The sequence below is a fragment of the Pseudogemmobacter sp. TB195 genome (genome assembly GCF_058313095.1).
This window is the reverse complement of sequence record NZ_JBZEGG010000013.1, coordinates 89,118-111,654: the sequence shown is the minus strand read 5'-3', so window position 1 is coordinate 111,654 and position 22,537 is coordinate 89,118. Positions and strand designations below refer to the sequence as shown.

20 protein-coding genes are annotated in these 22,537 nt (G+C 61.8%); 8 read left to right on the top strand and 12 right to left on the bottom strand.

Translation table 11 applies throughout. The features are described from left to right. Nucleotides 1-293 precede the first annotated feature (293 nt). A complete protein-coding gene (gene phaC, locus AC4FS3_RS14650) occupies nt 294-2,105 on the bottom strand; it encodes a class I poly(R)-hydroxyalkanoic acid synthase (RefSeq protein WP_491021185.1) in 1,812 nt (603 codons plus the stop codon). A gap of 159 nt (nt 2,106-2,264) precedes the next feature. On the opposite strand from phaC, the gene phaZ reads away from it, so the two are divergent. Then, a complete protein-coding gene (gene phaZ, locus AC4FS3_RS14645; RefSeq protein ID WP_198837114.1) occupies nt 2,265-3,584 on the top strand; it encodes a polyhydroxyalkanoate depolymerase in 1,320 nt (439 codons plus the stop codon). Nucleotides 3,585-3,683: 99 nt separating this feature from the next. Here phaZ and AC4FS3_RS14640 read toward each other — a convergent pair whose 3' ends face one another. After that, nucleotides 3,684-4,685, bottom strand: coding sequence for an alpha/beta hydrolase (locus tag AC4FS3_RS14640; RefSeq protein WP_491021184.1), 1,002 nt, complete (start codon nt 4,683-4,685; stop codon nt 3,684-3,686). Further along, nucleotides 4,682-5,464, bottom strand: coding sequence for an alpha/beta fold hydrolase (locus AC4FS3_RS14635; protein ID WP_491021183.1), 783 nt, complete (start codon nt 5,462-5,464; stop codon nt 4,682-4,684). Before AC4FS3_RS14635 ends, AC4FS3_RS14640 begins: the two co-directional genes overlap by 4 nt. 510 nt (nt 5,465-5,974) lie before the next feature. Between AC4FS3_RS14635 and thrS the strand changes: the two genes are divergently transcribed. Both thrS and AC4FS3_RS14625 read left to right on the top strand, forming a co-directional pair. Next, nucleotides 5,975-7,921, top strand: a complete 1,947-nt coding sequence (gene thrS, locus AC4FS3_RS14630) for a threonine--tRNA ligase (protein ID WP_491021182.1) — start codon at nt 5,975-5,977, stop codon at nt 7,919-7,921. Nucleotides 7,922-8,199: 278 nt separating this feature from the next. Further along, on the top strand, nt 8,200-8,406 hold the full coding sequence (locus tag AC4FS3_RS14625; RefSeq protein ID WP_092898588.1) for a cold-shock protein: 207 nt from the start codon (nt 8,200-8,202) through the stop codon (nt 8,404-8,406). A gap of 298 nt (nt 8,407-8,704) precedes the next feature. Here AC4FS3_RS14625 and AC4FS3_RS14620 read toward each other — a convergent pair whose 3' ends face one another. The 4 genes from AC4FS3_RS14620 to thyA form a co-directional block, all read right to left on the bottom strand. Beyond that, nucleotides 8,705-9,034, bottom strand: a complete 330-nt coding sequence (locus AC4FS3_RS14620; RefSeq protein ID WP_491021181.1) for an arsenate reductase family protein — start codon at nt 9,032-9,034, stop codon at nt 8,705-8,707. 1 nt (nt 9,035) lies between these two features. Then, on the bottom strand, nt 9,036-9,383 hold the full coding sequence (locus AC4FS3_RS14615; protein ID WP_198837109.1) for a hypothetical protein: 348 nt from the start codon (nt 9,381-9,383) through the stop codon (nt 9,036-9,038). A 98-nt stretch (nt 9,384-9,481) separates the two neighbouring features. After that, complete coding sequence (locus tag AC4FS3_RS14610) at nt 9,482-9,961, bottom strand: dihydrofolate reductase (RefSeq protein ID WP_491021180.1); 480 nt, start codon at nt 9,959-9,961, stop codon at nt 9,482-9,484. A 367-nt stretch (nt 9,962-10,328) separates the two neighbouring features. Continuing rightward, on the bottom strand, nt 10,329-11,225 hold the full coding sequence (gene thyA, locus AC4FS3_RS14605) for a thymidylate synthase (protein ID WP_491021179.1): 897 nt from the start codon (nt 11,223-11,225) through the stop codon (nt 10,329-10,331). Nucleotides 11,226-11,552: 327 nt separating this feature from the next. Between thyA and AC4FS3_RS14600 the strand changes: the two genes are divergently transcribed. After that, nucleotides 11,553-11,981, top strand: a complete 429-nt coding sequence (locus AC4FS3_RS14600; protein ID WP_491021178.1) for a VOC family protein — start codon at nt 11,553-11,555, stop codon at nt 11,979-11,981. Between the two features lie 1,938 nt (nt 11,982-13,919). Here AC4FS3_RS14600 and AC4FS3_RS14595 read toward each other — a convergent pair. Further along, nucleotides 13,920-14,732: a lytic murein transglycosylase gene (locus tag AC4FS3_RS14595; protein ID WP_491021177.1), complete on the bottom strand. Its 813-nt coding sequence runs from the start codon at nt 14,730-14,732 to the stop codon at nt 13,920-13,922. 1,288 nt (nt 14,733-16,020) lie between these two features. Between AC4FS3_RS14595 and AC4FS3_RS14590 the strand changes: the two genes are divergently transcribed. From AC4FS3_RS14590 to AC4FS3_RS14580, 3 genes are read left to right on the top strand one after another with little or no spacing between them, the layout of a single operon-like run. After that, nucleotides 16,021-16,506: a hypothetical protein gene (locus AC4FS3_RS14590; RefSeq protein ID WP_283178452.1), complete on the top strand. Its 486-nt coding sequence runs from the start codon at nt 16,021-16,023 to the stop codon at nt 16,504-16,506. Beyond that, nucleotides 16,503-16,994 (top strand): phage holin family protein, encoded by a 492-nt coding sequence (locus tag AC4FS3_RS14585; RefSeq protein ID WP_491021176.1) that lies wholly within the window; start codon nt 16,503-16,505, stop codon nt 16,992-16,994. Before AC4FS3_RS14590 ends, AC4FS3_RS14585 begins: the two co-directional genes overlap by 4 nt. Continuing rightward, entirely contained in the window at nt 16,987-17,904 is a 918-nt protein-coding gene (locus AC4FS3_RS14580; protein WP_491021175.1) for a hypothetical protein, read from the top strand. Before AC4FS3_RS14585 ends, AC4FS3_RS14580 begins: the two co-directional genes overlap by 8 nt. Before the next feature lie 170 nt (nt 17,905-18,074). Here AC4FS3_RS14580 and AC4FS3_RS14575 read toward each other — a convergent pair whose 3' ends face one another. The 3 genes from AC4FS3_RS14575 to AC4FS3_RS14565 form a co-directional block, all read right to left on the bottom strand. Then, on the bottom strand, nt 18,075-19,931 hold the full coding sequence (locus AC4FS3_RS14575; RefSeq protein WP_491021174.1) for a sensor histidine kinase: 1,857 nt from the start codon (nt 19,929-19,931) through the stop codon (nt 18,075-18,077). Continuing rightward, complete coding sequence (locus AC4FS3_RS14570) at nt 19,928-20,512, bottom strand: sigma-70 family RNA polymerase sigma factor (RefSeq protein WP_283178447.1); 585 nt, start codon at nt 20,510-20,512, stop codon at nt 19,928-19,930. The genes AC4FS3_RS14575 and AC4FS3_RS14570 overlap by 4 nt, the downstream gene beginning before the upstream one ends. Before the next feature lie 77 nt (nt 20,513-20,589). Continuing rightward, a complete protein-coding gene (locus AC4FS3_RS14565) occupies nt 20,590-20,766 on the bottom strand; it encodes a NepR family anti-sigma factor (protein WP_491021173.1) in 177 nt (58 codons plus the stop codon). 91 nt (nt 20,767-20,857) lie between these two features. Here AC4FS3_RS14565 and AC4FS3_RS14560 point away from each other — a divergent pair, with 91 nt between their 5' ends. Further along, nucleotides 20,858-21,769, top strand: coding sequence for a response regulator (locus AC4FS3_RS14560; protein WP_283178445.1), 912 nt, complete (start codon nt 20,858-20,860; stop codon nt 21,767-21,769). 57 nt (nt 21,770-21,826) lie between these two features. Here AC4FS3_RS14560 and AC4FS3_RS14555 read toward each other — a convergent pair whose 3' ends face one another. Beyond that, nucleotides 21,827-22,348, bottom strand: coding sequence for a hypothetical protein (locus AC4FS3_RS14555; RefSeq protein ID WP_283178444.1), 522 nt, complete (start codon nt 22,346-22,348; stop codon nt 21,827-21,829). Nucleotides 22,349-22,537 lie beyond the last annotated feature (189 nt).

The window sequence follows — 22,537 nt, the reverse complement described above, 5'->3', positions numbered from 1 at the left end:
ACATGCTGCAGCGCAGCATTTCAATGATTATTCTGCAATGCAGCATTAGCATGAGGGGATCACAGGGCAGTGACAAAGGCTGCCAGGGTGCCTTCCGCGCAGGCAATTGTGATTTAAGGCTATTTTCTTCCGCTTGGCTTTCCGGTTCGCCTTTGAGGCAGATCAGTGCTTCGGCAGAAGCAAGGATGACGTAGCGGGAGATCGCTCATTTCTGGCGGGATGACACAGCAAAAAAGCCAGGAAAACCTGGCTTTTTCGAATCGACCACCGGGCATGACTGATGCATCTGGGGCTTAGTCCTGTGCCGCTGCCGGTTTTACATAGGTTCCGGGCGCAGGGCAAAGCACCGGGTTTTCCGGCCCGCCAGGCGCGCGGGCTTTCACCATCGCACCGGAAGAGGCGGCAAGCCAGGCGCCCCAGCGGGGCCACCAGCTGCCGGGCGTCTTTTCTGCAGCTGCAAGCCAGCCCTCGGGCGTGCCCTCGGGCTGGGCGGCACTGGTCCAATGGCCATATTTGCCCTTGGAGGGCGGGTTGATGATCCCGGCGATATGGCCGGATTCCGACAGGATGAAGGTCTTGTCCTTGGACCCCATCTGTTTGATGCCGTTGAAACTGCCTTTCCAATGCGCGATGTGATCGGTCTCGCAGGCGATCGCACAAAGTGGCACCTGGACCTGGGCCAGGCTCACCGGTTCTCCGAAGACGGGGAACTCACCCTTTGCGAACCCGTCCTGCTGGCAGAGCCCGCGCAGATATTCTACCGCCATCTTTGCCGGCAGATTGGTGGCGTCACCATTCCAGTAAAGCAGATCAAAGGCCGGCGGTGCCTCGCCCATCATATAGCTTTTGATCGCTGGCGTGTAGATCAGGTCATTTGAACGCAGGAAGCTGAAGGTGCGCTGCATGAAAAGGCTCGACAGGATCCCGTCCTGGGCCGTTTGCCGCTCGATCCCGTCGACGAAATCATTGTCGAGAAAGACCCCCACCTCGCCCGGATCCGAAAAATCGGTGAGGGTGGTGAAGAAGGTCGCGGTCTTGACCGTCTTGTCGCCTGCCTTGTGCAGATGTGCGAGCGTCAGCGCCAGCGTGGTGCCGGCGATGCAATAGCCGGTGACATTGATCTGCTTTTCGCCGGTGATGCGCCGCACCTCGGCCATCGCGCGCAGATAGCCGTCGCGGATATAATCGTCGAGGCTGACATCGGCATAAGAGGCATCGGGATTCACCCAGGACACGACAAACAGCGTGAAACCCTGATCGACGATCCAGCGGATCAGCGAATTCTGCGGCTTCAGATCCATGATGTAGAATTTGTTGATCCAGGGCGGAAAGATCAGCAGCGGCGTCCTGTGAACCTTGTCGGTTGTCGGCGTGTACTGGATCAGCTCGAACATCCGGTTGCGATAAACGACCGCGCCCTCGGATGTCGCGATATTGCCGCCAACGGTAAAGGCCTCTTTATCGGCCAGCGTCACCATCAGCTCGCCACTGTTGGCCTCCATGTCGCGGACGAGGTTCTCAAGCCCCTGAACGAGGCTTTCGCCATCGGTCTCGACCGCGCGTTCCAGCGCATCGGGGTTGGTGCCGAGGAAATTCGTCGGCGAGAACATATCAACAATCTGTTTCGTGAAATAGTCGACCCGCTTTCTGTCCTCGGGCGAAAGCGTCTCCATCTGGCCGACTGCGCCGGTCATCGCCTCGGAATTCAGCTGATATTGCTGCTTGAGGTAGTTGAAGAAAGGATGCGTCTCCCAGAGCGGGTTGGAAAAGCGGCGGTCTTTGGGGAAGGGATCAGTGGGGGCTTTGAACTCGCCTTTGGCAAGCACCTGATTCGCTTCGACATAATGTTTAAGCGTCTTGCCCCAATAGCCGATCTGCTGTTCCAGCACCCGGCCGGGGTCGCGCATCATGCCGGCAACCCAGGAGGCGGCGGCTTTGAGATAGACATCCGAGGCAGGACCATCGAGGGCGGCATCATGGCTGCGCCGGGCGGAAACGGCGGCTGTGAGGCGCTGCGTCAGCTCTTCGATACGGGCGAGATTGGCATTCAGCCGTTCCATCCGTGCGACACTATCCGTTTCTTCTTTTTTTTCGGTAGTTGTCATATAAAAATTTCCCCCCTAACTTTGCTGCTGCGCAGCATAACGACTCCAGCCCCGCCCCGCCCGAAACCATGTGGGACCGGACCAGTCGCGCGCGAAGCGCAGGTACGGGTTATCTTTGGCAAATGCCTCAGGAACCCCCGGCGGGTATGGAGACGTGACGTGAAGTATATGGCGACCTATGACGTGATGGAAAGCGCCCGTAACACAAATGAGTGGCTGGGCGCGTCCATGCAGGCGCTTGCGAGCTATCCGATCTTTGCGCTTTCGATGAATCCGATGCTTCCGGTGATGGCGGCCTGGGGCAAGGTGACCGAGCGCAGCTTTGCGCGGATGGTGGCAAAGCCCGACTGGGGCATCCGCACCGTGGTCGGCCCCGATGGCCAGGACCACCTTGTTGACGAAAAGATCACGCTCGAGCGCGACTTCGGCAATCTCCTGCAGTTCTTTGTGCGGCGCCGCGAGCCGATGGCGCGGCGCATCCTGATCGTCGCCCCGATGTCGGGCCATTATGCCACCCTGATGCGGTCTACGGTTGCGTCACTTTTGCCCGATGCAGATGTCTGGGTCACAGACTGGCATAATGCGCGTGACATTCCGGTGTCGGCGGGCACCTTTGATGTCGAGGATTACACACTTTATATCGCGGATTTCCTGAAAGAGCTGGGGCCGGACACCCATGTCGTCGCAGTCTGTCAGCCGGTGCCTCTGGTGCTCGCGGCCACGGCCTGGCTGGCGCAGGAAGATCCCGATGCGCAGCCGCGTTCTCTGACACTGATGGGCGGGCCGGTCGATCCCGATGCGGCGCCGACCGAAGTGACCGATTTCGGCAACCGCGTCACCATGGGCCAGCTGGAACATATGATGATCCAGCGCGTCGGCTTTAAGTACAAGGGCGCCGGCCGGCTGGTCTATCCGGGACTGTTGCAGCTGGCGGGCTTTATCTCGATGAATGGCGAACGCCACAGCAAGGCGTTTTCCGACCAGATCATGCGCGAGGCGCGGGGCGAGGCCTCGGACCAGGACGGCCATAACCGCTTCTATGACGAATATCTGGCGGTGATGGATATGACCGCGGAATTCTACCTCTCAACGGTCGAGCGGATCTTTAAAAACCGCGAGATTGCGCGCAATGCCTTTACCGTGAAGGGCAAGCATGTCGATATCGGGGCCATCACCCGGGTGGCGGTGAAAATCGTTGAAGGTGAGAATGACGATATTTCTGCGCCCGGCCAATGCCTTGCGGCGCTCGACCTGCTGACCGGCCTGCCGCCGGAGAAAAAAGCGCAGCATCTTGAACCCGGTGCCGGCCATTATGGTATTTTCGCCGGCAAATCCTGGCGGCTGAACATCCGCCCGCTGGTTCTGGACTTCATCGACGCCAATGCGGCCGCCCCGAAGCCAGAGCGCAAACGGGCCAGAACCGTGACGCCGATCCGGCTGGCCAGCGTTCAGGGCAGCCCGACTGATCTGGCGGGCTGAGCCCCGGGTCAGCTGCAGATCTTGCGAGACATATCGTAAAGGGCCCCTCGGGGGGCCTTTTGCTCTCATGGCGGCAGGTAGCGGGTTCAGAGGGCGGGGTCAGAGCCCGCGCGCCCAGCTCACGATCAGCTCTGCCACGGCCTCGCTTTGCCCCGGTGAGAAGATATCTCCTGCGATAACATGGGCATAGGGGTCATCACCGGCCTGCATCCGGCGCTCGTTCACCGCGACCGATCCGCCCCAGGTCGCAATGACCGGCGCGATGGCGGCGGGATCGATCACCTGATCTGCGGGCGCGTAAAGCACCAGAAGCGGCATCATCGCAGCGGTGAAATTGGCCGCCCGCGCCTCGCGCATCAGGGCGCCCAGGGGGTAAAGGGCGGCGGTCGGCCAGCGGGTCGCCCAGAATTTCTCATGCCCGCTGTTGACCGGCGCTGTGGATTGGGTCGCCCCCAGGATCAATGGCGTCCACAGCCGGGGGAAGGGCGCGTCGATCATCCAGTTTGCCGGATTGTGCAATGCGAAGGCCGGCGAGATCAGCACCACCCCTGCCATGGCTTCTGAAAGCTGCGGGTCGGTGGCCGCCAATGCAGTCAGCGCGCCACCCATCGAGGTGCCGATCACGATCACCCGGTCGCCCAGCATGCGCCCGATCGCCATAGCCTCGGCCATATCTTCGATCCAGGCGCCGGCTTCGACCCCGGCCATGGCCTCGGGCGCGCGCCCCTGGCCGGCGAGCCGCGTGTAAAAGAGATTGGCGCCAAGCGCGCGGGCCACCTCATCCGGCACCGGGCGGATTTCCTCGGCCGAGGCGGTGAACCCATGCACATAGACAATGGCAAGCGGCGTTTTGCGCCCCTTTTCGCCGGCCCAGAGGATGCGTTTCGCGGCGCCCGGGCGGATATCGGCATATTGCTGCTCGCTGACCTGGAGCCAGACCTCGGGGTCATCGCCCAGCACCGCAGGGGTAAAGCTGATGCCGCGCTCAACCCTTTCGCGGGGGGCGAAGACCCAGAGCACGGCGATCAGCAGCATGGCGATCAGCAGGGCGGCGACAAGCCGTGCGGGCACCGGCAAAGCGGCGAAAAGGCGGTGTATCACCGCGCGGCCCTGTCCTGCGCCGTCTGCTGCCCGGCTGCGCGCGCGATGACCTCACTCACGCTGGCCGCGATCTGCGCCAGGCAGTCCGGGGTCGAAAAGCGGTGATCCGCGCCCTTGACCAGCGACAGCCGCAGATCCGGTCCATCGGCATGCGCGAGGAGCTTCAGCGCGACCGAAGGCGGCACATCGGTATCCGCCGTGCCCTGCAAAAGCCGGACCGGGAAGGGGAGCGGCAACGGGCGTTCCAGAACCAGGTTCTGCGCGCCATCCTCAAACAGCCTGCGGGTAAAGATATAGGGCTGATCGGCATAATCCGAGGCGATCTCGATCCTGCCCTCGGCGGTGACCTGATCGCGCTGGGCGTCACTTAACTCTTCCGCCCAGGTGCGGGCGGTGAAATCCGGCGCGGCCGCGATGCCCACCAGGCCCGCGATCCGCTCCGGCATCGCACGGGCGAGGAGGAGCGAGATCCACCCGCCCATTGAAGATCCGACAAGGATCAGCGGGCCTTCGGTCCGGGCCCCGATCACAGCGCGCGCATCCAGGGCCCAGTCACCGATGCAGCCCGCCTCGAAATCACCCGAGGATTGCCCGTGACCGGAATAGTCGAGCCGCAGGAAGGCGCGGCCCTGATCCTGGGCCCAGGACTCCAGGAACAGGGCCTTCGATCCTTGCATGTCGGATTTGAACCCGCCGAGGAATACCACAGTCGGGCCGCTTCCGGCCGTTTGGGTAAAGGCAAGCCGGCGGCCCTGGGGCGAGGTAAGGAATTCGGTCAATTGCTGCTCCTTCACGGGCGTCTTTCGCGCGAAGCGCAGCCTATCAGAGCCTAAGTACCCCCGCCAGTATCGCGCGCCTCACGATTTCTTCAAAGAAATCGTGCCGGAAACCGTTTCGGTTTCCGCGCCCGTGGCTGGGGTTTGGCTTCAGGTGGCTGACGGTCGATCTCATAACGCTGGTTGAGTTAACTGGTTCAGGATATGGCAGGATCACAGGTGCGGCCTCCTGATATCGCGGCCGTTTCGTCCCTTTCACTCGCCGTCTGACTGCGCATGGCCAGTGACGGGATACCGCGGCGCTTTACTGCATTTCCCGGCCTTTCTTCGGCGTAATCGCCCGCATCCGGCCAGAGCAACAGGTCCGGCAAAGCCGTCACGGCGCTCTGAGGTCCCCTTCGCAAATTTTCCCGCCAATGCGCTTGACCTCGGACCGGCGCAGGCGCAAATGGGCGCGGATATAACCCGCAACCGGGCGCGCAGTGGGCGCCAGACCGACGAGGAGCAAGGCCGATGGCCCAGATTTCCCTTACTTTTCCCGATGGTAATGTCCGGACCTATGAGGCCGGTGTGACGCCTGCCGAGGTTGCCGCCTCGATTGCGCCCTCGCTCGCGAAAGCAGCGATCTCGGCGCAGGTTGACGGTCAGCACTGGGATCTGGCCTGGCCGATCCGGACGGATGCGCAGCTTTCCATCAACACGATGAAGGATGAGGCCCCGGCGCTTGAACTGATCCGCCATGACCTCGCCCATATCATGGCGCGCGCCGTGCAGGAGCTCTGGCCGGATGTGAAAGTCACCATCGGCCCGGTCCGCGATCAGGGCTGGTTCTATGATTTCGATCGGGCAGAGCCCTTCACGCCGGAAGACCTTGGCGCCATCGAGGCGCGGATGAAGCAGATCATCAATGCCCGTGAGCCGGTGAAAACCGAGCTTTGGGAGCGCGAGCGCGCCCGTAAATATTATGAAGAGCGCGGCGAGCCTTTCAAGGTGGAACTCCTCGAACGCATCCCCGGCGATGAAGACATCCGCATGTACTGGCACGGGAACTGGCAGGATCTCTGCCGTGGGCCGCATCTGCAACATACCGGCCAGGTGCCGGCGGATGCGTTCAAGCTGACCCATGTCGCGGGCGCCTATTGGCTCGGGGACGCATCCCGTCCGATGCTGCAACGCATCTATGGCGTGGCGTTCAGGAACCGTGACGACCTCAAGGCGCATCTGACCATGCTGGAGGAGGCCGCGAAACGCGACCACCGTAAGCTGGGCCGTGAAATGGATCTGTTCCATCTCCAGGAGGAAGCGCCGGGCATGGTGTTCTGGCACCCGAATGGCTGGCAGATCTGGCGGGGCCTTGAAGACTTCATGCGCGGGCGTCTGCGCGCCGCCGGCTATCAGGAAATCCGCACGCCCCAGGTCGTCGACCGGGTGCTGTGGGAGAAATCCGGGCATTGGGAAGCTTACCGCGAGAATATGTTCATCGTGGAAGTGGACGAAGAGGGCGCGAAGGAAAAGCGCATCAACGCGCTGAAGCCGATGAACTGCCCTTGCCACGTCCAGGTCTATAACCAGGGTCTGAAATCTTACCGCGACCTGCCTTTGCGTCTGGCCGAATTCGGATCGTGTCACCGCTACGAATCCTCGGGCTCAATGCATGGGCTGATGCGGGTGCGCGGCTTTACGCAAGACGATGCGCATATCTTCTGCACGGAAGATCAGATTGAATCGGAATGCGGCGCTTTCATCAAACTGCTGTCTTCCGTCTATCGTGATCTGGGCTTTGAAAAATTCGACATCAAGCTTTCGACCCGCCCCGAGGTCCGTATCGGCACCGATGCGCAATGGGACAAGGTTGAGGGCGCGCTGCAATCCGCGATTGAGAATCTCGGTCTGCCCTATGAGATCAACCCCGGCGACGGTGCATTCTACGGGCCAAAGCTTGATTTCAAACTGACCGATGCGATTGGCCGCGAATGGCAATGCGGCACTTTCCAGGTCGACCCGAACCTGCCCGAGCGGCTGGATGCGGAATATGTCGGCGAGGATGGTGCAAAACACCGCCCCTATATGCTGCATCGCGCGATCCTTGGCTCGTTCGAGCGCTTCATCGGCATTCTGATCGAGAACTACGCGGGCAAACTGCCGTTCTGGCTGGCGCCGCGCCAGGTGGTGGTGGCCTCGATCGTCTCGGATGCCGACCCTTATGTGACCGAAGTGGTCGCTGCGCTCCGCAAGGCCGGTGTGCGGGCCGAGGCAGATACCCGCAACGAAAAGATCAATTACAAGGTGCGCGAGCATTCCGTCGGCAAAGTGCCGGTAATTCTGGCCGTGGGTATGAAAGAGGTCGAGGAGCGCAGCGTCTCGCTGCGCCGCCTGGGTGAAAACCGTACCGAAAGCATGGGATTCGAATCCGCACTTGCCACACTGGCCTTTGATGCACTGCCCCCGCCAATGAACTGAGGAACGGCCTGATTCTGGTGATTTTTCGATCAAATGGTCAGAAAAATCACCGGGATCAGCCAGTTTCTTAAAAGATTCCCCTCTGAAACCCGGCATGAAACCGCGATTCCCTGTGAAATCGTGGCAAAATTCTTGATTTCCAATATCTCCGTGGCATCCTGCCCCTGTAACGACAGACTTTCTGACTAGCCTCTCTACCCTGACAGGCCCGGAAGACCTGGCGGCTACGACCGGGCCGCAATTCCGCAGCCCGGAGGGTTACTAAGGGAGAGACGGGAATGCCGACTGGCACCGTAAAATGGTTTAACGCAACGAAGGGCTACGGATTCATCGCGCCCGATGATGGCGGCAAAGATGTCTTCGTGCATATTTCGGCGGTTGAACGCGCCGGTCTGAAGGGTCTGAACGACAATCAAAAGATCGGCTACGAGCTGCAAACCGGACGTGACGGCAAGTCCTCGGCCAGCGAGCTGAAACTGCTCTGACCGCCCGCGTTGACCAGCTGAGCGCTGATGGCGCTGCCGGAACCTGAGCGGAGCCGGCTTTCCCGTCAGTTGCCTGCCAGTCTAAGGGACGAAAGTCTTGAGGACGCAAAGTCTTTGCCGCTGTCCGGTTCGCCGGGCGCGGTAACTGAACCGGACGAAAGACCGCTGCGCTTTGCCCTTATATGAGGTGCCCCGGCTGTTCCGTGCGCGAGGGCAGGGGTAATTTGCGAAAGACGCGCCGCCGGCCCCGGGCCTGCAACGGTTTCCCCCTGATTTTACCGCGCTTATCTGACCGGCTTCAGCCTGCGGTCAGACGGCCCTCGATGGCCTCGTCCCAGCCGATGGTCCAGCTCGCCCCGTCGCGGATCAGCGGGCGCTTCATCACGGTGGGCTGTGCGGCGATCTGCGCCTCTGGCTCAGATGCCTTCAGGAAATCGGAAAAGGCGCGGTAGCTGGTCGATTGTTTGTTGATCGCGCGCTCGCCGAATTCGGTGACGATCTCCTGGATTTCGGCCTCCGAGAGCGGATCCTTGCGGATATCGCGGAACGTGACCTCACGCCCGGCCGCTTCCAGCGTGCGGATCGCCTTTTTGCAGGTGTCACAGGTCGGGATGCCGTAGAGGATCATGTTACTTCTCCGATTTCACGCAGGTTACGCGGATGCCCTGCTGGACCGCAGGTGCGCCGTTTTCCAGGAGCACATCGACCGGCGCGACCCGGCTGTCGCCCTGCGCCACACGTCCCTGCGCCGCGCAAAGCGGGGTGACTGCGCGAACAGCGGTGTCGAAATCGACATAGCCCGGCTGGAACAGCACCGCATAGCGATGTTTCGACAGTTTCAGCACATGGGTCTGATAGCGCTCATAACCGCCGGTGACGCGGGTGCGCTCGGCATTGGGTTCGAATGGTTCGTAATACATCTGCGCCACAGCAGGCGAGGCGAGCATCATGGCAAGGGCGGATATGCGCAAGAACATGGGGAAACTCCTGTATCAGGCGGCAGCCTAGCTCAAAGGCGACGCTGCCGGAAGGGGCCTCCGCCCGCTGCGCGGGGCCTGACGGTCCCGCTGTACCTTCAGCGCTGGCGCCGCAGATATTCATCCAGCCGGCAAGACGGTGCCTCGCGGCGCAGATCCTGCGATCCCGCCAGCCGCCAGTCCTCGGGGGCGAAACGCGGGAAGAACGTATCGGCATCGGGAACCGAGAGATCGACCTCGGTGATCAGCAGCCGGTCGGCCAGCGGCAGCGCCGCCGCATAGATGCTGGCGCCGCCAATCGCATAGATCCGGCGATGGCCAAGCGCCGTGGCACGGGCGAGGGCTTCTTCCAGAGAAGGGACTGCGAAATCTTCTTCCATCGTCGAAGAGACGACAATGTTGTCGCGATTTTTCAAAGGCTTGAAGGGAAGGCTTTCCCAGGTGCGCCGCCCCATGATCACCGCCCCCCCAAGGGTTTCGCGCTTGAAAAAGCCGAGATCTTCGGGCGCGTGCCAGGGAATATCGCCGTCGCGGCCGATGGCACCTTCCTTCGATCGGGCAACGATAAGGCTCAGCACGGAACACCGCCTTTGGCGCAATCGTGCCCGATGAGGGGTGCTATGAGGCAGACGCCACCGGGAACAGGCAGGGTCTCACCGCCCCCTTTACGGATGCTGTGCAGGGCGCGCGCCTGCATATGGGGCGGGTGGGCAATGGTGAAGGGCGCTCTGACCCGCCGGGAATGTCCTGATTTCACTGTGATCTCCCTGCCCGACAGACGGCGCAAATGATGTTCAGGTATAAGTGTGTTTCGGGGCAGCCGAAACTGCGAGGGCCACATCGCGGGCCTGGGGAAGCCGTGCCGTGTGGCCAGTATGAAGTCTGAGAGAGATCTGTGCGCCGCGTCCGGCGGCGCGCAGAAAAGCCCTGCGATGCAGCAAAGGTTCAGACCGCGACCTCGGCTTTGATAACCGCATGCGGCGCATAGTTTTCGACTTCGAAATCCTCGATCCGATAATCTTCGATGCGCGCAACCTCGCGAATGATCCGCAGCTTCGGCATTTCACGGGGCTCTCTTTGCAGCTGTTCCCGGGCCTGGTCCAGGTGGTTGAGATACAAATGGACATCGCCCGCGCACCAGACCAGCTCGCCGGGTTTCAGCCCCGCCTGCTGGGCGATCATCAGTTGCAGGGCGGACGCCCCGACCCAGTTGAAGGCAACCCCCAGCAGCAGATCGGCAGATCTTTGAAAACACAGGCTGTTCAGCCTGCCATCGCTGGTGACATGATATTGATAGACCATGTGGCAGGGCGGCAGCGCCATCTCCTCCAGCTCCCCCACATTCCAGGCGTGGAACAGCATCCGGCGGCTCGAAGGGTTTGTCCGCAATGTATGGATCAGCGTCGCGATCTGATCATGTTCCCGTCCATCCGAGCCAACCCATCTGCGCCATTGCTTGCCATAAACCGGGCCAAGCTCGCCCCAGGTTTTCGCAAAAGCGTCATCCTCGATGATACGCCGCTCAAACTCCTCCTGAGAGATCGCCGTGCCTGTTTCCCTGCGGTATTTCGCAAGCGGCCAGTCGGTCCAGATCCGCACATTGTCCTGCAGGAGCGGCTGAATATTGGTGCCGCCTTTGAGGAACCAGAGCATTTCTTTGATCGCGGTCTTCCAATAGACCCTTTTCGTGGTCAGGATGGGCGCGAACCCGTCAGACAGGTCAAACCGGGTCATTGCGCCAAAGATTGACCGCGTGCCGACACCCGTCCGGTCGACCCTCTCATCGCCACTTTTCAAGATGCGGTCGATGAGGTCGAGATATTGATATTCCGGGTGTCGCACTGCGGGGCTTTCCTGGTGAGGTGGTGGCGGGTCTGGCCCAGGGTACTGCCTTGCGGCAGCCGACAGGGGGATGCGCGCGGGCCACGGGGCCTGAGGTCCCCTGACTATAGGCAGGCCCGCAGGCTTCGGCAATATCACAGATCCATGGGCGGGAAGCCGCGACCTGCCTGCGCTACAAATTGCCATTTTTGCGCAAAGACTTAGGGCGGTGCGGCTCTGCAGTTATGCGCCACTGCGCCGGCTGCGGGACATCGGTGGGAAATCCCGTCTGTCGCCTTGCCCCGTGCCGTGTTAGCCATAACACACCCTTTGGCAAAGGAAATCAGGATGACGATCCGCTATCTTCACACCATGGTCCGGGTGCTGGACCTTGAAAAATCCATGGCATTCTACCAGCTTCTCGGGCTGGAAGAGACCCGCCGCATCGATAATGAGGGTGGCCGCTTCACGCTGGTCTTTCTCGCGCCGCCCGGCCAGCCGGACTGCCCGGTCGAGCTGACTTTCAACTGGGATGGCGATGACGGGCTGCCCTCGGACAGCCGTCATTTCGGGCATCTCGCCTATGAGGTTGACGATATCTACGCCACCTGCGCGCATCTCGAGGCCAATGGCGTGGTGATCAACCGCCCCCCGCGCGATGGTCGTATGGCCTTCGTGCGCAGCCCCGACAATGTCTCGATCGAGCTGTTGCAAAAGGGCGGCGCGCTGCCGCCGGCAGAGCCCTGGAGCTCGAAGCAGAATACCGGTCACTGGTAAATCCATGATGCACCCCCTGATCTGCGGCAGGTCAGGGGGCGCTGCTATACCGGGCTTTTCTGTCAGCTGGGTTGAGTATGGCTGGGCATCATGCGCCAGATCCGTTTTCCTGGTCCGGTCACGCGTCGCGGGTTTTGCGCTGACCGGAGCGGTCTCGGCCTATGCGGTCTGAATGGTAGTGCTGCCGGACCGGCCAGGGATGACGCCATTTCAGCAGCGCGCGTTTCCGGTCGGGCTGGCCCTGGTCGGGATATCCGGCCGCGACCTTCTGTTTGCTGCTGGTGGCCGATCTGCCGCCGGATAAGCCGGGCGAATAGCCGTTGCTGGTGCCGCTGAAGGGCGACGAACGGCCGCAGGGCAGCGACATCTGGCCGTAAGGTCGGGCAAGGTCACCAGTCCAGGCTGCGGCGGGGCGATGGGGAACCCTTTGGGTTCACTGATGCGGTCGCCATGTCAGAGATCTGGCGCGTGACGTCGTCGCCGCCGGTGCACGACCGGCCGAACCAGCCTGGCGGCAGCGGCGAGGGCGGGATTCATCTTGTTCCATACCCCTGGGTGAGAGAAAAGCAGCCAGTTGTTAAAATCTCGCTGCCAGGCTTGCCGGGTACCGCACTTTTGCGGCGAAGGCGGTTGGTGGGGTGGCAGGCTTTGTACTGCGCGCGCTGCAGGATTGTTTCCAGAGAATTTCGATCCCTATGCCTGGGCTCGGATCATTGCGGCGATCGGGGCATCGCACATCGGCATTGAACCACAGGATCGAGGTTTAACGCAGTGTTTTGCACCATTCTGCGCCGGAGCCGGAACGCCCGGTTGCCGTCACCCATGAGGATATTGGCGCCTGGGTCATCAAGTGTCGACAATGCTGCGGCGCGGCGGCTGCTGCGATTATGCCGTGCCGAACGTCTCTGTTCACCGGGCGACCTCTTCCGGTTCAGCTGCATCGAAAGGGTGCAGGAACTGGGCCAGATCAGGCCTGGCGCCTTGCGGGCCATGGCGGTTGAGTACGGGGCGCTGGTTCTGATCGCAGAGGAAAGCTTTCCGGGAGGCTCGAGAATTGCGCTTTCTGTCCGGCTGCCGGAAAGCCATTTCTTCGGTGGGCAGAGCCTTTAACCTGACATGGAAAAGCCCGCGTGAAAGGCGCAGGTGGCGACGAAAACAGGTGCTCACCGCCGAGCTGCGGCCGGGGCGCGAGGCTTTCGGGCCGGACCGTGAGTTCCCGGCTGAGCCTGAACCTGCTGGTCTGTCGCGCGCCGCGCCGGAGTGGCTGCCCGGGTGGGATGCAAGGGATTGCAATCGCGGCGACAACTGGCTGCCGGATGCGACTACCTGACACGGAGCATGCGTCAGACCTGAAGTTCTCGCGCGCGACCAGGTCAGCGCCGCACAAGCCGCCTCGGTCGGGCAATCGCCGTGCCGCCGCATCGCCCGGCTGTGACGGGAAGGGTGGCCCTTTCTCGGTGATGCAGCCTGATCTCGATTTCTTCAAACAAGGCGAATGACCGCTTTGGCCAGGCCATCGGGCGAGGCCATATGATGACTGTCACCGGTAATGTGGCGACGGCAGAGGGCAATATGTCTGGCGCTGTTGCCGTTTCCAGAAGGCCTGTGCAGCTGGTGACCCGGGAAAGGCCGCGATCGCACGCTAATCTGCCTGCTGCATCGCAGCGCTGACGGTCTTGGCGGAATGGCTTTTGCGGCAGAGCAGTCTGTCCGTCTGAAGAGCACGCCGGCGGTGCCGCTGAGGGAGCGCCACCTTTGCAGGATTTGCAAACGGTGATGCGTGACAGAAGCCACTCTGATTGATCGTCTTTCTCTGCCGGCAGGCGTATTCTTATATGACGTATCAGTAGGGCGGGCGTAACCGGCAAAGGCGCATCACCACCGCGTCATGGCGCAGGTGGAAACAGCACGGGGGCCCCCGTGCTGTCAGCCCCCGGCTCAGCCGTCGATGCGGCTGCCCATGATGGCGATGGCCTGTTGATAGACCGTTGCGGCATTCCATTCGCGGATCACCGCGAAATTCGGCTGGCCCTCCTGATAACCCTGACCGGGCTGCCAGCCTTTCTGGCGCAAGAAATTCGCTGTAGAAGCAAGGGCATCGGTCACATTGTTCAGATCAATTTTGCCGTCGCCATTGCCATCAACACCATAGCGCAGCGCATTGCCGGGCAGGAACTGGGTATGGCCCAGCTCGCCATGTTTTGCGCCAATGCTCTGCGGGCTGATCGAGCCGCGATCAACCAGAATCAGCGCAGCAATCATATGCGGTGTGAAAAAGTCACTGCGCCGACAGTCATAGGACAGCGTCGCGATCGCGGAGATCACATTGGTATCGCCCATATAATTGCCAAAGGCGGTTTCCATGCCGTGAATGGCCAGAAGTACGCCGACCGGAACGCCATATTGCCGCTCGATCGAGGCATAGAAATCGGCATTCTTCGCCTTACGCGACCGCGCCTGTTTCACGATCGTATCGGCGCCGCGCACCTGCATGAATTTTTCAAGCGAATATTTAAAGCTCTTCTGGTTCCGGTCGGCCGAAATCGTGGCCTTGGAATAAGAGCTGCCCATCAGAGCCTGGATTCCACGCTCTCCGACGCCGGCCGCACGGGCCTCTTTGGCGATAACAGGTTTCCACTCCTCATAGCGACCGCCGCTGTCTGAGCAAAAAGCCGCGAGAGCCGGAGAGGAGAGAGCTATGAGCAGCGCGCTCGTTGCTGAAAGGCCGCTGAGAATACTATTAAGGCGCACTTGTTCACCTGCTGGCTGGATTTCGCTCAAGTCTAGTGTGATTGCGCACATAATCAAGCATTTGCCGGCGTAAGTGTTCTCACATTATTGCCAGGGCCTGCGCAGGTTGCTGGCAGGGGGCGGGAATTCCGGATACTGTCGTATCGGCGGATGCCGGCACCACAATATGCAGAAAGCCCGGCCGATCGCATGATGGGCGATCGTGGCCGATGCCGTTCCGAACCGAAGTTTGCGCGCGCCATCTGGCCCTGATGCAGCGAGAATGATTCCCGGATTTTTGCCGGCCAGGCCGGGGCGCTGCGAGAAGTTGCGCCGGAAAAACACAAGGCTGCAAAAAAATACAAGGCCGCTGCCCCCCGGTTACACAACCGAACACAGTGGAGGTACAGCGGCCTCAGGCTATCTCGCGTAACAACGCGAGATAAGGTGACGGGCCCGGCGACTGAAAAAAATCGCACTGATTACCCGTGACCGGGCCCGTCGTTTCGTGGTCGTTGCTTTCGGAGACTGGCACATAAAAAAACACTCGTAATGCCGAAAGCCGCGTCCTGTTCGCCTCCCTGACCGGGGGTGCGACCGAGCCAGTCTGGGGTCTGGCTGCGGATTTTGGATATGCTCTGAACCTGTGCCTTTGGGGGCGGGAAAGCACATCTTTTCTTTTACCGGCGCCTGCCAACGGGCCGCGCGACAGCGGGCGGTGGAGACGCCTTTGTAATTCTCCGTTTTTCAGGAATTCAGCCCGAGTTGTGTGACCCCGAGTTGAGTGACCAGGTCGGGGCAGCTCGATTCGGCGCTTTGCCGCCGATGACCATCCCTCGCAGATCGGTGAAGAAGGGGGTTCCATGGCTGCGGTAATCCGAAAGATAAGCCGGCAAATCCTCGCCGATACATATTTTCGCCACCTTCACCCTCTCATCATCCTTTATGCGGTTGCAGCACAATATTATCCAGCTTGGCCAATGGGTTGCGCATTTTAGCCTGCTCCGTATCCTGTTAAATCGTTAACGCGGTGCAGCGGGGGCGGTTCCCGGTAAAAGTCAAAAAAGTAGTATTCTGAATTATTTCATCCAATGGGTGTTTTAGCCAGGGTCGTAGCTCAATCCACAATTGCAAAACCCGGGTGAATTGCCGATGTTGAGGCTCCGGATCGGCGAAAGACAGCCTGCATGCCGATCTTCTGGCGACAGGAGACCCCGAATTGTCTCCAATAGGATTGCGGTGAAGGTTGACCGGCCACATCTGCAAAGGCCGGGACCGGAAGACGAAACCCGAAGACAGGAGCGTTGAAATGGCACAATCCCCCAAGCAACCCCCGCGGCAAGCGTCGGCCAGACGGTCTGGCAAACAGGCCAGTGCCTCAAAGACCATGGCCGAAGCAGTAACTGATGCCGCCGAAAGCGTCCAGGACAGCGGGCAGGAGGTTCTGCGGCGGATCAGCCGGCCGGCGCGCGCAGCCGGTGAAGCGGTGCTGGAACGGGCAGCTTCCGCCCGCGATGCCGCACGCGACGCCCTGACCGAATCCGGCGAGCGACTGAATGACAAATTGCGCAAGGCTGCCTCCACTGCCGAAAGTTACGCCCGTGATATCCCGGCGCGCGCGTCAGAGGTTGCGTCCGATGCGGCGGCGCGGCTGAAAGGCAGCACTGCCGGTGAGATCGCGGCCGATCTGCGGCATATGGCAAAGCGCCATCCCGGTGTCTTCATGGCAGGTGCGGCTCTGGCGGGCTTTGCCCTTGCGCGACTGTTGACGCCGCGCGGAGATCGCAGGGATTGAGCGGCGCTCCGGAAAGTGAAGAGGCGACGCCTGGTGGTCTGATCCTGCAGATCGCCGGTGCCGCAATGCGTCTCTTGCGCGGCGAGATCGCGATGCGCAAGGCCGAGGTGCGTGAGATCGCGCTGATCGTGATCCGGGCACTGGTTGTCATTCTGATCGGGTTTGCGCTGGTTTTGCTGGGACTTGTCCAGCTGGCAGCGGCGGGTCATGCGCTCCTCGTCATGGCGGGGCTGGCACCGGTCTGGGCCTCGCTGGTGCTGGGGCTGGGGTTGTGCTTCATCGCCGCCGGTCTGATCTGGTGGCAATTGCGCCGCATCAGCCACGCCTCCTATTTCGCGCGTCGCGAGATCTTCGCGCGGGGCGGAGCACTTCAGCCTGGCACGACCGAGGAACCGCCAGCCGGCGAGCGGGTTTCCAGTGAGCGGGTTTCCGGTGAGCGGAGGTCACGTGAACGGGGACCCATTGGTGGAGGAACGGAAGATGCATGATCGGGACCGGATCGGTGAAGAGATCGCCCGCAGCCGCCAGGATCTGGCCGAGGCCATTGCGGCGCTTAAACAAAATTTCAATATGACAAGGTTTTTCGGGGGCGGCCAGGGCCGTGCAGCAGGCCCGGATGCGTCAGGACATGCGGATCCCGCTTCGCCGGGCGCGGCGGTGATGCCGGTGATCGAGGCGGCAGGCGCTGCCATCCGGGCCAATCCGCGTGCGGCGGCGCTGGCCGGCGCGGGGCTGGCCTGGCTCGCCTGGAGCGGAATTCGCCGCCGCTCGGCGTCTTCGCGTGCGGCGCGACCGGAATGGCTGGAAGGGATAGCCGCATTGCGGGAGGAGGCCGACCGGTTGCGCGCCCGGGTGCAGCGCTCCAGAGACAGCGGTGCGCTGGATGAGGTTGCGGCGCGTGACAGTCTCGAAGATATCGCGGCCTCGCTGGAACAGGCGATCCGCCAGGAAATCGGCCAGGGTCTGGACGGGCTGGATGCCGAGACCCGCGCTGCGGCGCTGGCCGCGCGCGAGGCCGCCTGCAGGCGCGAATTCGGCAAGGACGGAACCGGCGCGTCCGGACAGAGTGGTGGGATGCTTGGCCGGGTCGGGAAGATTGTCACGGCCGGAGCGGCACTGACTGCGGCCGGTGGCTTTGTCGCGAGCCTGTTGTCGCGGGGCCAGCCATCTTCAGGCGCGGCAGCGAGAGACCCTGACGACGCCGGAACGGAAGAGGCCGAAGCGCGCGAGGAGCTGCGTGATGATCTGGAACAGCTCAGCCTGCTTGTGACAAGGTTGACCGCGACCTTGCAATCGGTGGTGGACGAGACCGTCTCCCGGGCTGGAAGCACCGCGACACGGCGGGACGAAACACCGGCGGAGGCGGCCTTGCGCGATAAGGATGCGGGCGCGGCCTGAGGGGCATGGCTCGCTTTCTGCCGTCAGACTGGGGCTCAACTGGGGCTCAGAGGTGGCTCAGTTGCGAAAGGGCGCCTGCCCGGGCCGTGTTTCGGGTCGCTCTCCGGTGAGGGAGGGGGGCCGATCTGATTCCGGACGGGATGCGCTCAGGCGCGCGCGCCGTGGGTCAGTCAGGCGCGACTGGCGGCGGCGATCTCTGGCACCTGCGTCAGCGCCGGATCGAAGGCAAAGGTGACCACTGCCCGGACCCGCGCGCTGTCTTCGATGATTTGCAGGTCGCCGGGCAGCTGCGTGACAAATCCGCGGATCAGCCTTGCGCCGATTACAGAAGGGGCGCCGGCATGTTCTCCGGTCAGGCGGCCCCGCGCGGAAATGGCACCGGAGACTTCAAGCCGGGCGATTTCAGTGCCCGCGCGAGTAACGACCTTCGTGTCGGGCCCTGAGACTTCGGAGGATGCAGGCCCCGGCTGATCTTCGGCGCGGCCATGGCTCAGCCTGATCCGTACCGGTTGATTTCCAGCTTCGGAAGGCGGGAAACAGGAGAGGATCTCGGCCAGTAACAGCGCCAGCGGCACCGCCTGTTGCGACTGCAGAAGAAGGGGCATCAGATCCGCCTGGACTGCCCCTTGCAATCCCGCCCGGCCATGGATCAGATCAACCTTGGAGATCACTTCGGCCATCAGCAGATCGACTGTGACTCCGGTGCCCCCGGCCATCCGGTAAAGCCCGAGATGCACTGAAGAAAGCGACATCACCCGGTTATGCAGATCGTCAAGCACAAGGCGCATGGTTTCGTCCTCGGCCTCGCGCCGGTGCATCCGCAGAAAAGAGGCGATCAGTTGCAGACTGTTGCCGGTGCGGTGATGCACCTCGCGCAGAAGTTCATCCTTTTGTCGCACGAGGTTTTCCAGTTCGGCCTCATCGCGCAGGATCGTGTCTGTCAGCGAGCGGTATTCCTCGGCCAGGCTGGCAATTTCGGCGGGGGGCCGAGCGAGTGTGACATCCTGAGTGGGCAGCCGGTTCCCCGAAGTAAAATCGCGCATCGCCCGCGACAGGTGCCGGACATGGCGCGTGACCAGCCGTTCGACGCCGAGAATGGTCACGCCAACCCCGGTCAGCCACATCAGCGCCGGAAAAAGATAGGGCAGCACATGGCGGTTCAGGAAATTTTCCTCGACCGGCAAGGTCCAGGCGCCCAGCAAAAAGAGATCGCGATTGACCGGCACCCAGGAATACATCAGGGTTTCCCACCCCTTGGGATGGTCAAAAAAACTATGGGCTTTCTGCGGGATCAGGCTTTTCAGGCTGGCCTGGCCGGGCAGATATAACCCGGCATTGGCAATCCCGGTCGAGGCATAGATCACCTCGCCCGCGCCGTTGGCTGCGATCAGTGCCAGAGGTCGGTCGCTGGTTCTGGGTATTGTACCACCGGGAAGGGAAACGAGGTCATCGGGCAGGTCAATCAGCGCGCTTTCGGGGAGCCAGAGCAGGATAAACCCCTCAGGCTGCTCCGAGCGAGGGTCGGTCTGGTACGAGGCATCGCCGAGCGGCCATGTCAGAGAAACATCCGATTGCCCGGGGTCGGACCATTGCGGGTCGTGAAAGATGCGCGGCTGGTCCGAGGCAAGGATTTCGGCAAAGCGTTCGGTCTGCGAGAAATCGCGCGTGCTGCCGTCAGAGCTGCAGACCATCCGGCCATCTGCCGAGACAACCCCCGCGCGCGAGATGCGCCCGTCGCTGGTGGCATAGGCAGCGATCCGGCTGGCACAATCCCCGGGATGATTGCGCAGGCTGCTGGCCAAAAGCTGGGCGGTCACCTGCGAGGCACGGATCAGCCGGATCTCATGCAGTGCTTCCTGGAGGGTCCGTCCGACAGAGGCCGCAAGGCGGGTCTCGTCGGTCTGGCGCATTGTCATATAGGTCTGGGCCAGCGCCAGCAGGCCAAGCGGCAAAAGGGCGATCATAACCATCGCGGCCAGCCGCAGCGCAAGGCCGGACGTGATCTCCCGTGCCGCGAAGAGTTTCATGTCGCCGGTGTGGTCGGCCGGCTGATCACGGCAGCGGTGACGCCGCTGATGCCAGAAAACAGATCCTCGCCCTCGGCAAGGCCCATCAGTTCGGACAGGCGCTTGCGTGCGCGGCTGGCGCGGCTTTTGACGGTTCCCGGCGCCACGGCCATCATCTTCGCCGCTTCTTCCACTGAATAGCCGGAGGCGCCGATCAGGATCAGAACCTCGCGATGCTCCGGCGACAGCTGATCAAAGGCTCGCTGGAAATCGCCATAGGCAAGGCGGCTGTCATGGGCCGGGGCCTCAGAGAGGCTGCCAGCGAAGACGCCGTCGCTGTCCTGCACCTCGCGGCGCGTTTTACGCAGGAACGAATAATAGGTGTTGCGCAGGATGGTGAAGAGCCAGGCTTCGAGATTGGTTGCAGGGTCGAATTTGTCCATATTCGACCAGGCCTTCAGAATGGTCTCCTGCACGATATCATCGGCGAGAACCACGTTCCGCGACAGGCTGATCGCGAATGCCCGCAGATTGGGCAGGAGGGCCGCCAGCTGCTCGCGCGGATCAGGTACGGCCTGAGCGGGAGGAGACTGATCTTTCATGGCCCTGTCTTTTACCACCTTGTCCTGCGCGGCTCCGGAGCCGGCAGTCCGGCCGGAAGCGGGGTCACTTGTCGGGCTCATTTATCGGTATCGGCATTGGCAGGCGGATCAGAATTCAGCTGGGCGAGCAGCTGGAGAAAGCGGTCAGGCACCGCTTCAGTCAGGACCTCATCATAAACCCGCCTCAGATTTTCATCGATCTGAGTGCGGATCGCTGAGCGATCTGTCGCGACTGCGGGTTTGCCTGGTAGCATTTTTTTCGTGGTCCTGCCATTGCTCTACGGAACCAAACGCGGCTTCGACGCGTTTGGTTCCGCAAGAAGTACGCAGAACGGAGAATTTTTTATGGCCGATTCCAGGGCTCCGGCCCGGGCTCCTTCGGGAGCCGCGACGGGGGCAGCGGCAGATGATGCTTCGGCTGCGGTGTCTGCCGGGGGGCAAATCGCCGGGCAAGTGACGTCTGGCGAAGATCTTTCCCGCGCAGTTGCGCAGGATTTGCCCTATCTGCGGCGCTATGCGCGCGCATTGACCGGAAACCAGGTGAGCGGCGATGCCTATGCCATTGCCGCAATCGAGGCGGTTCTGGCGGATCCATCCCCGGTGTTGAGGGCGGTCTCGGTGAAGGTCGGGCTTTTCGCCTGCTTTCATGAGGTCTGGCAAAAAGCCGATTCCCCGGTAACTGCCGCCGAAGATCGTCTGGCGGTTGCGGCGCAGCAGCATATGGCGCGGCTGACCCCGAATTCGCGCGAGGCGCTGTTGCTGCAAACCATCGAGGGCTTCAGCCCGGCCGAGGTCGCGGCGATCCTTGGCGTTGACACCGCCAGTGCCACGGCGCTGGTTGAACGCGCCTTTGCCGAAATGGCCAGTTCGATCCTCGGCAAGGTCATGGTGATCGAGGATGAAGCGATCATCGCGATGGATATCACCGCCATTGTCGAGGCGATGGGCCATGCGGTAACCGGCGTTGCGAGGACCCGCAGCGAGGCGGTGGCGCTTGCTGCCCAAAAGGTGCCGGATCTGATCCTGGCCGATATTCAGCTAGCGGATAATTCCTCCGGCGTTGATGCGGTCAATGATATCCTGGCCGATCTTGGGTCGATCCCGGTGATCTTCATCACCGCCTTCCCCGAACGCCTGCTGACGGGGGAACGACCCGAGCCGACCTTCCTGATCAACAAACCCTATACCGAGGAACAGGTGCGCTCGGCGGTGAGCCAGGCAATGTTCTTTTCCTCGACCGAGACCCTGAACAGCTGAGCCGGTCAACAGATCAAGGGTTGAAAAGGCGCGGGATTGCTCCCGCGCCTTTTTGCGTTACTTGAGGTTTGTCACCACCTGGGCGGCAAATGTGTCAAGCATCGCGGCATAGACCGCGGCGGTATCGACTTCGGGCGAGGTGATATCGAACCCGGCGCCAAGCGCAGGCAGTGTCGAATTCATGTCAACCGTCAGCGTATAGGAATCGCCGCGCCCCGGCTGGGTCGGGTCAGACACTTTCACGAGGCCCGAAAGCTTCGAATCTGCCAGGCCAATCGATTCTGCGAAGCCGCTGGCCAGCGAAACCTCGTCAATATCGACGGTGATCGCGGCGCCTTCATCGCCCATCCGGTCGGTCACTTTGGTCAGGATCGCGGTTTCGAGATCCTTGTCGAGCGTGGCCCAATATGCGGCTGCGGCGGTATTCTGAACCGACCCCATATCTGCGGTCACCTCGATGCTTTTCACAGCATCCGCGCGATCAACGGCAAAGGCCGGCAGCGCCAGCGTGGCCATTGTCATGGCGGCTGCCATTGTTCCGGCGATGGTGGTTTTCATCCGGGTCACAGTAAACGTCATGCGAAATACTCCTGTTCTGCGGCCGCGTCCGGGAATGTCCGGTGTCTTACGCGGCACGGTTCCAGATGCAGGGAAAACACCCTGTACCGCATCCCGGTTCCCGTGCCGCTGGGGCAGATCAGGACGGGGAACCGGATGCCTGTTTTTCTATATATCTGATTTAAAAGGAGTTTCGACGGAGTTCGGCGG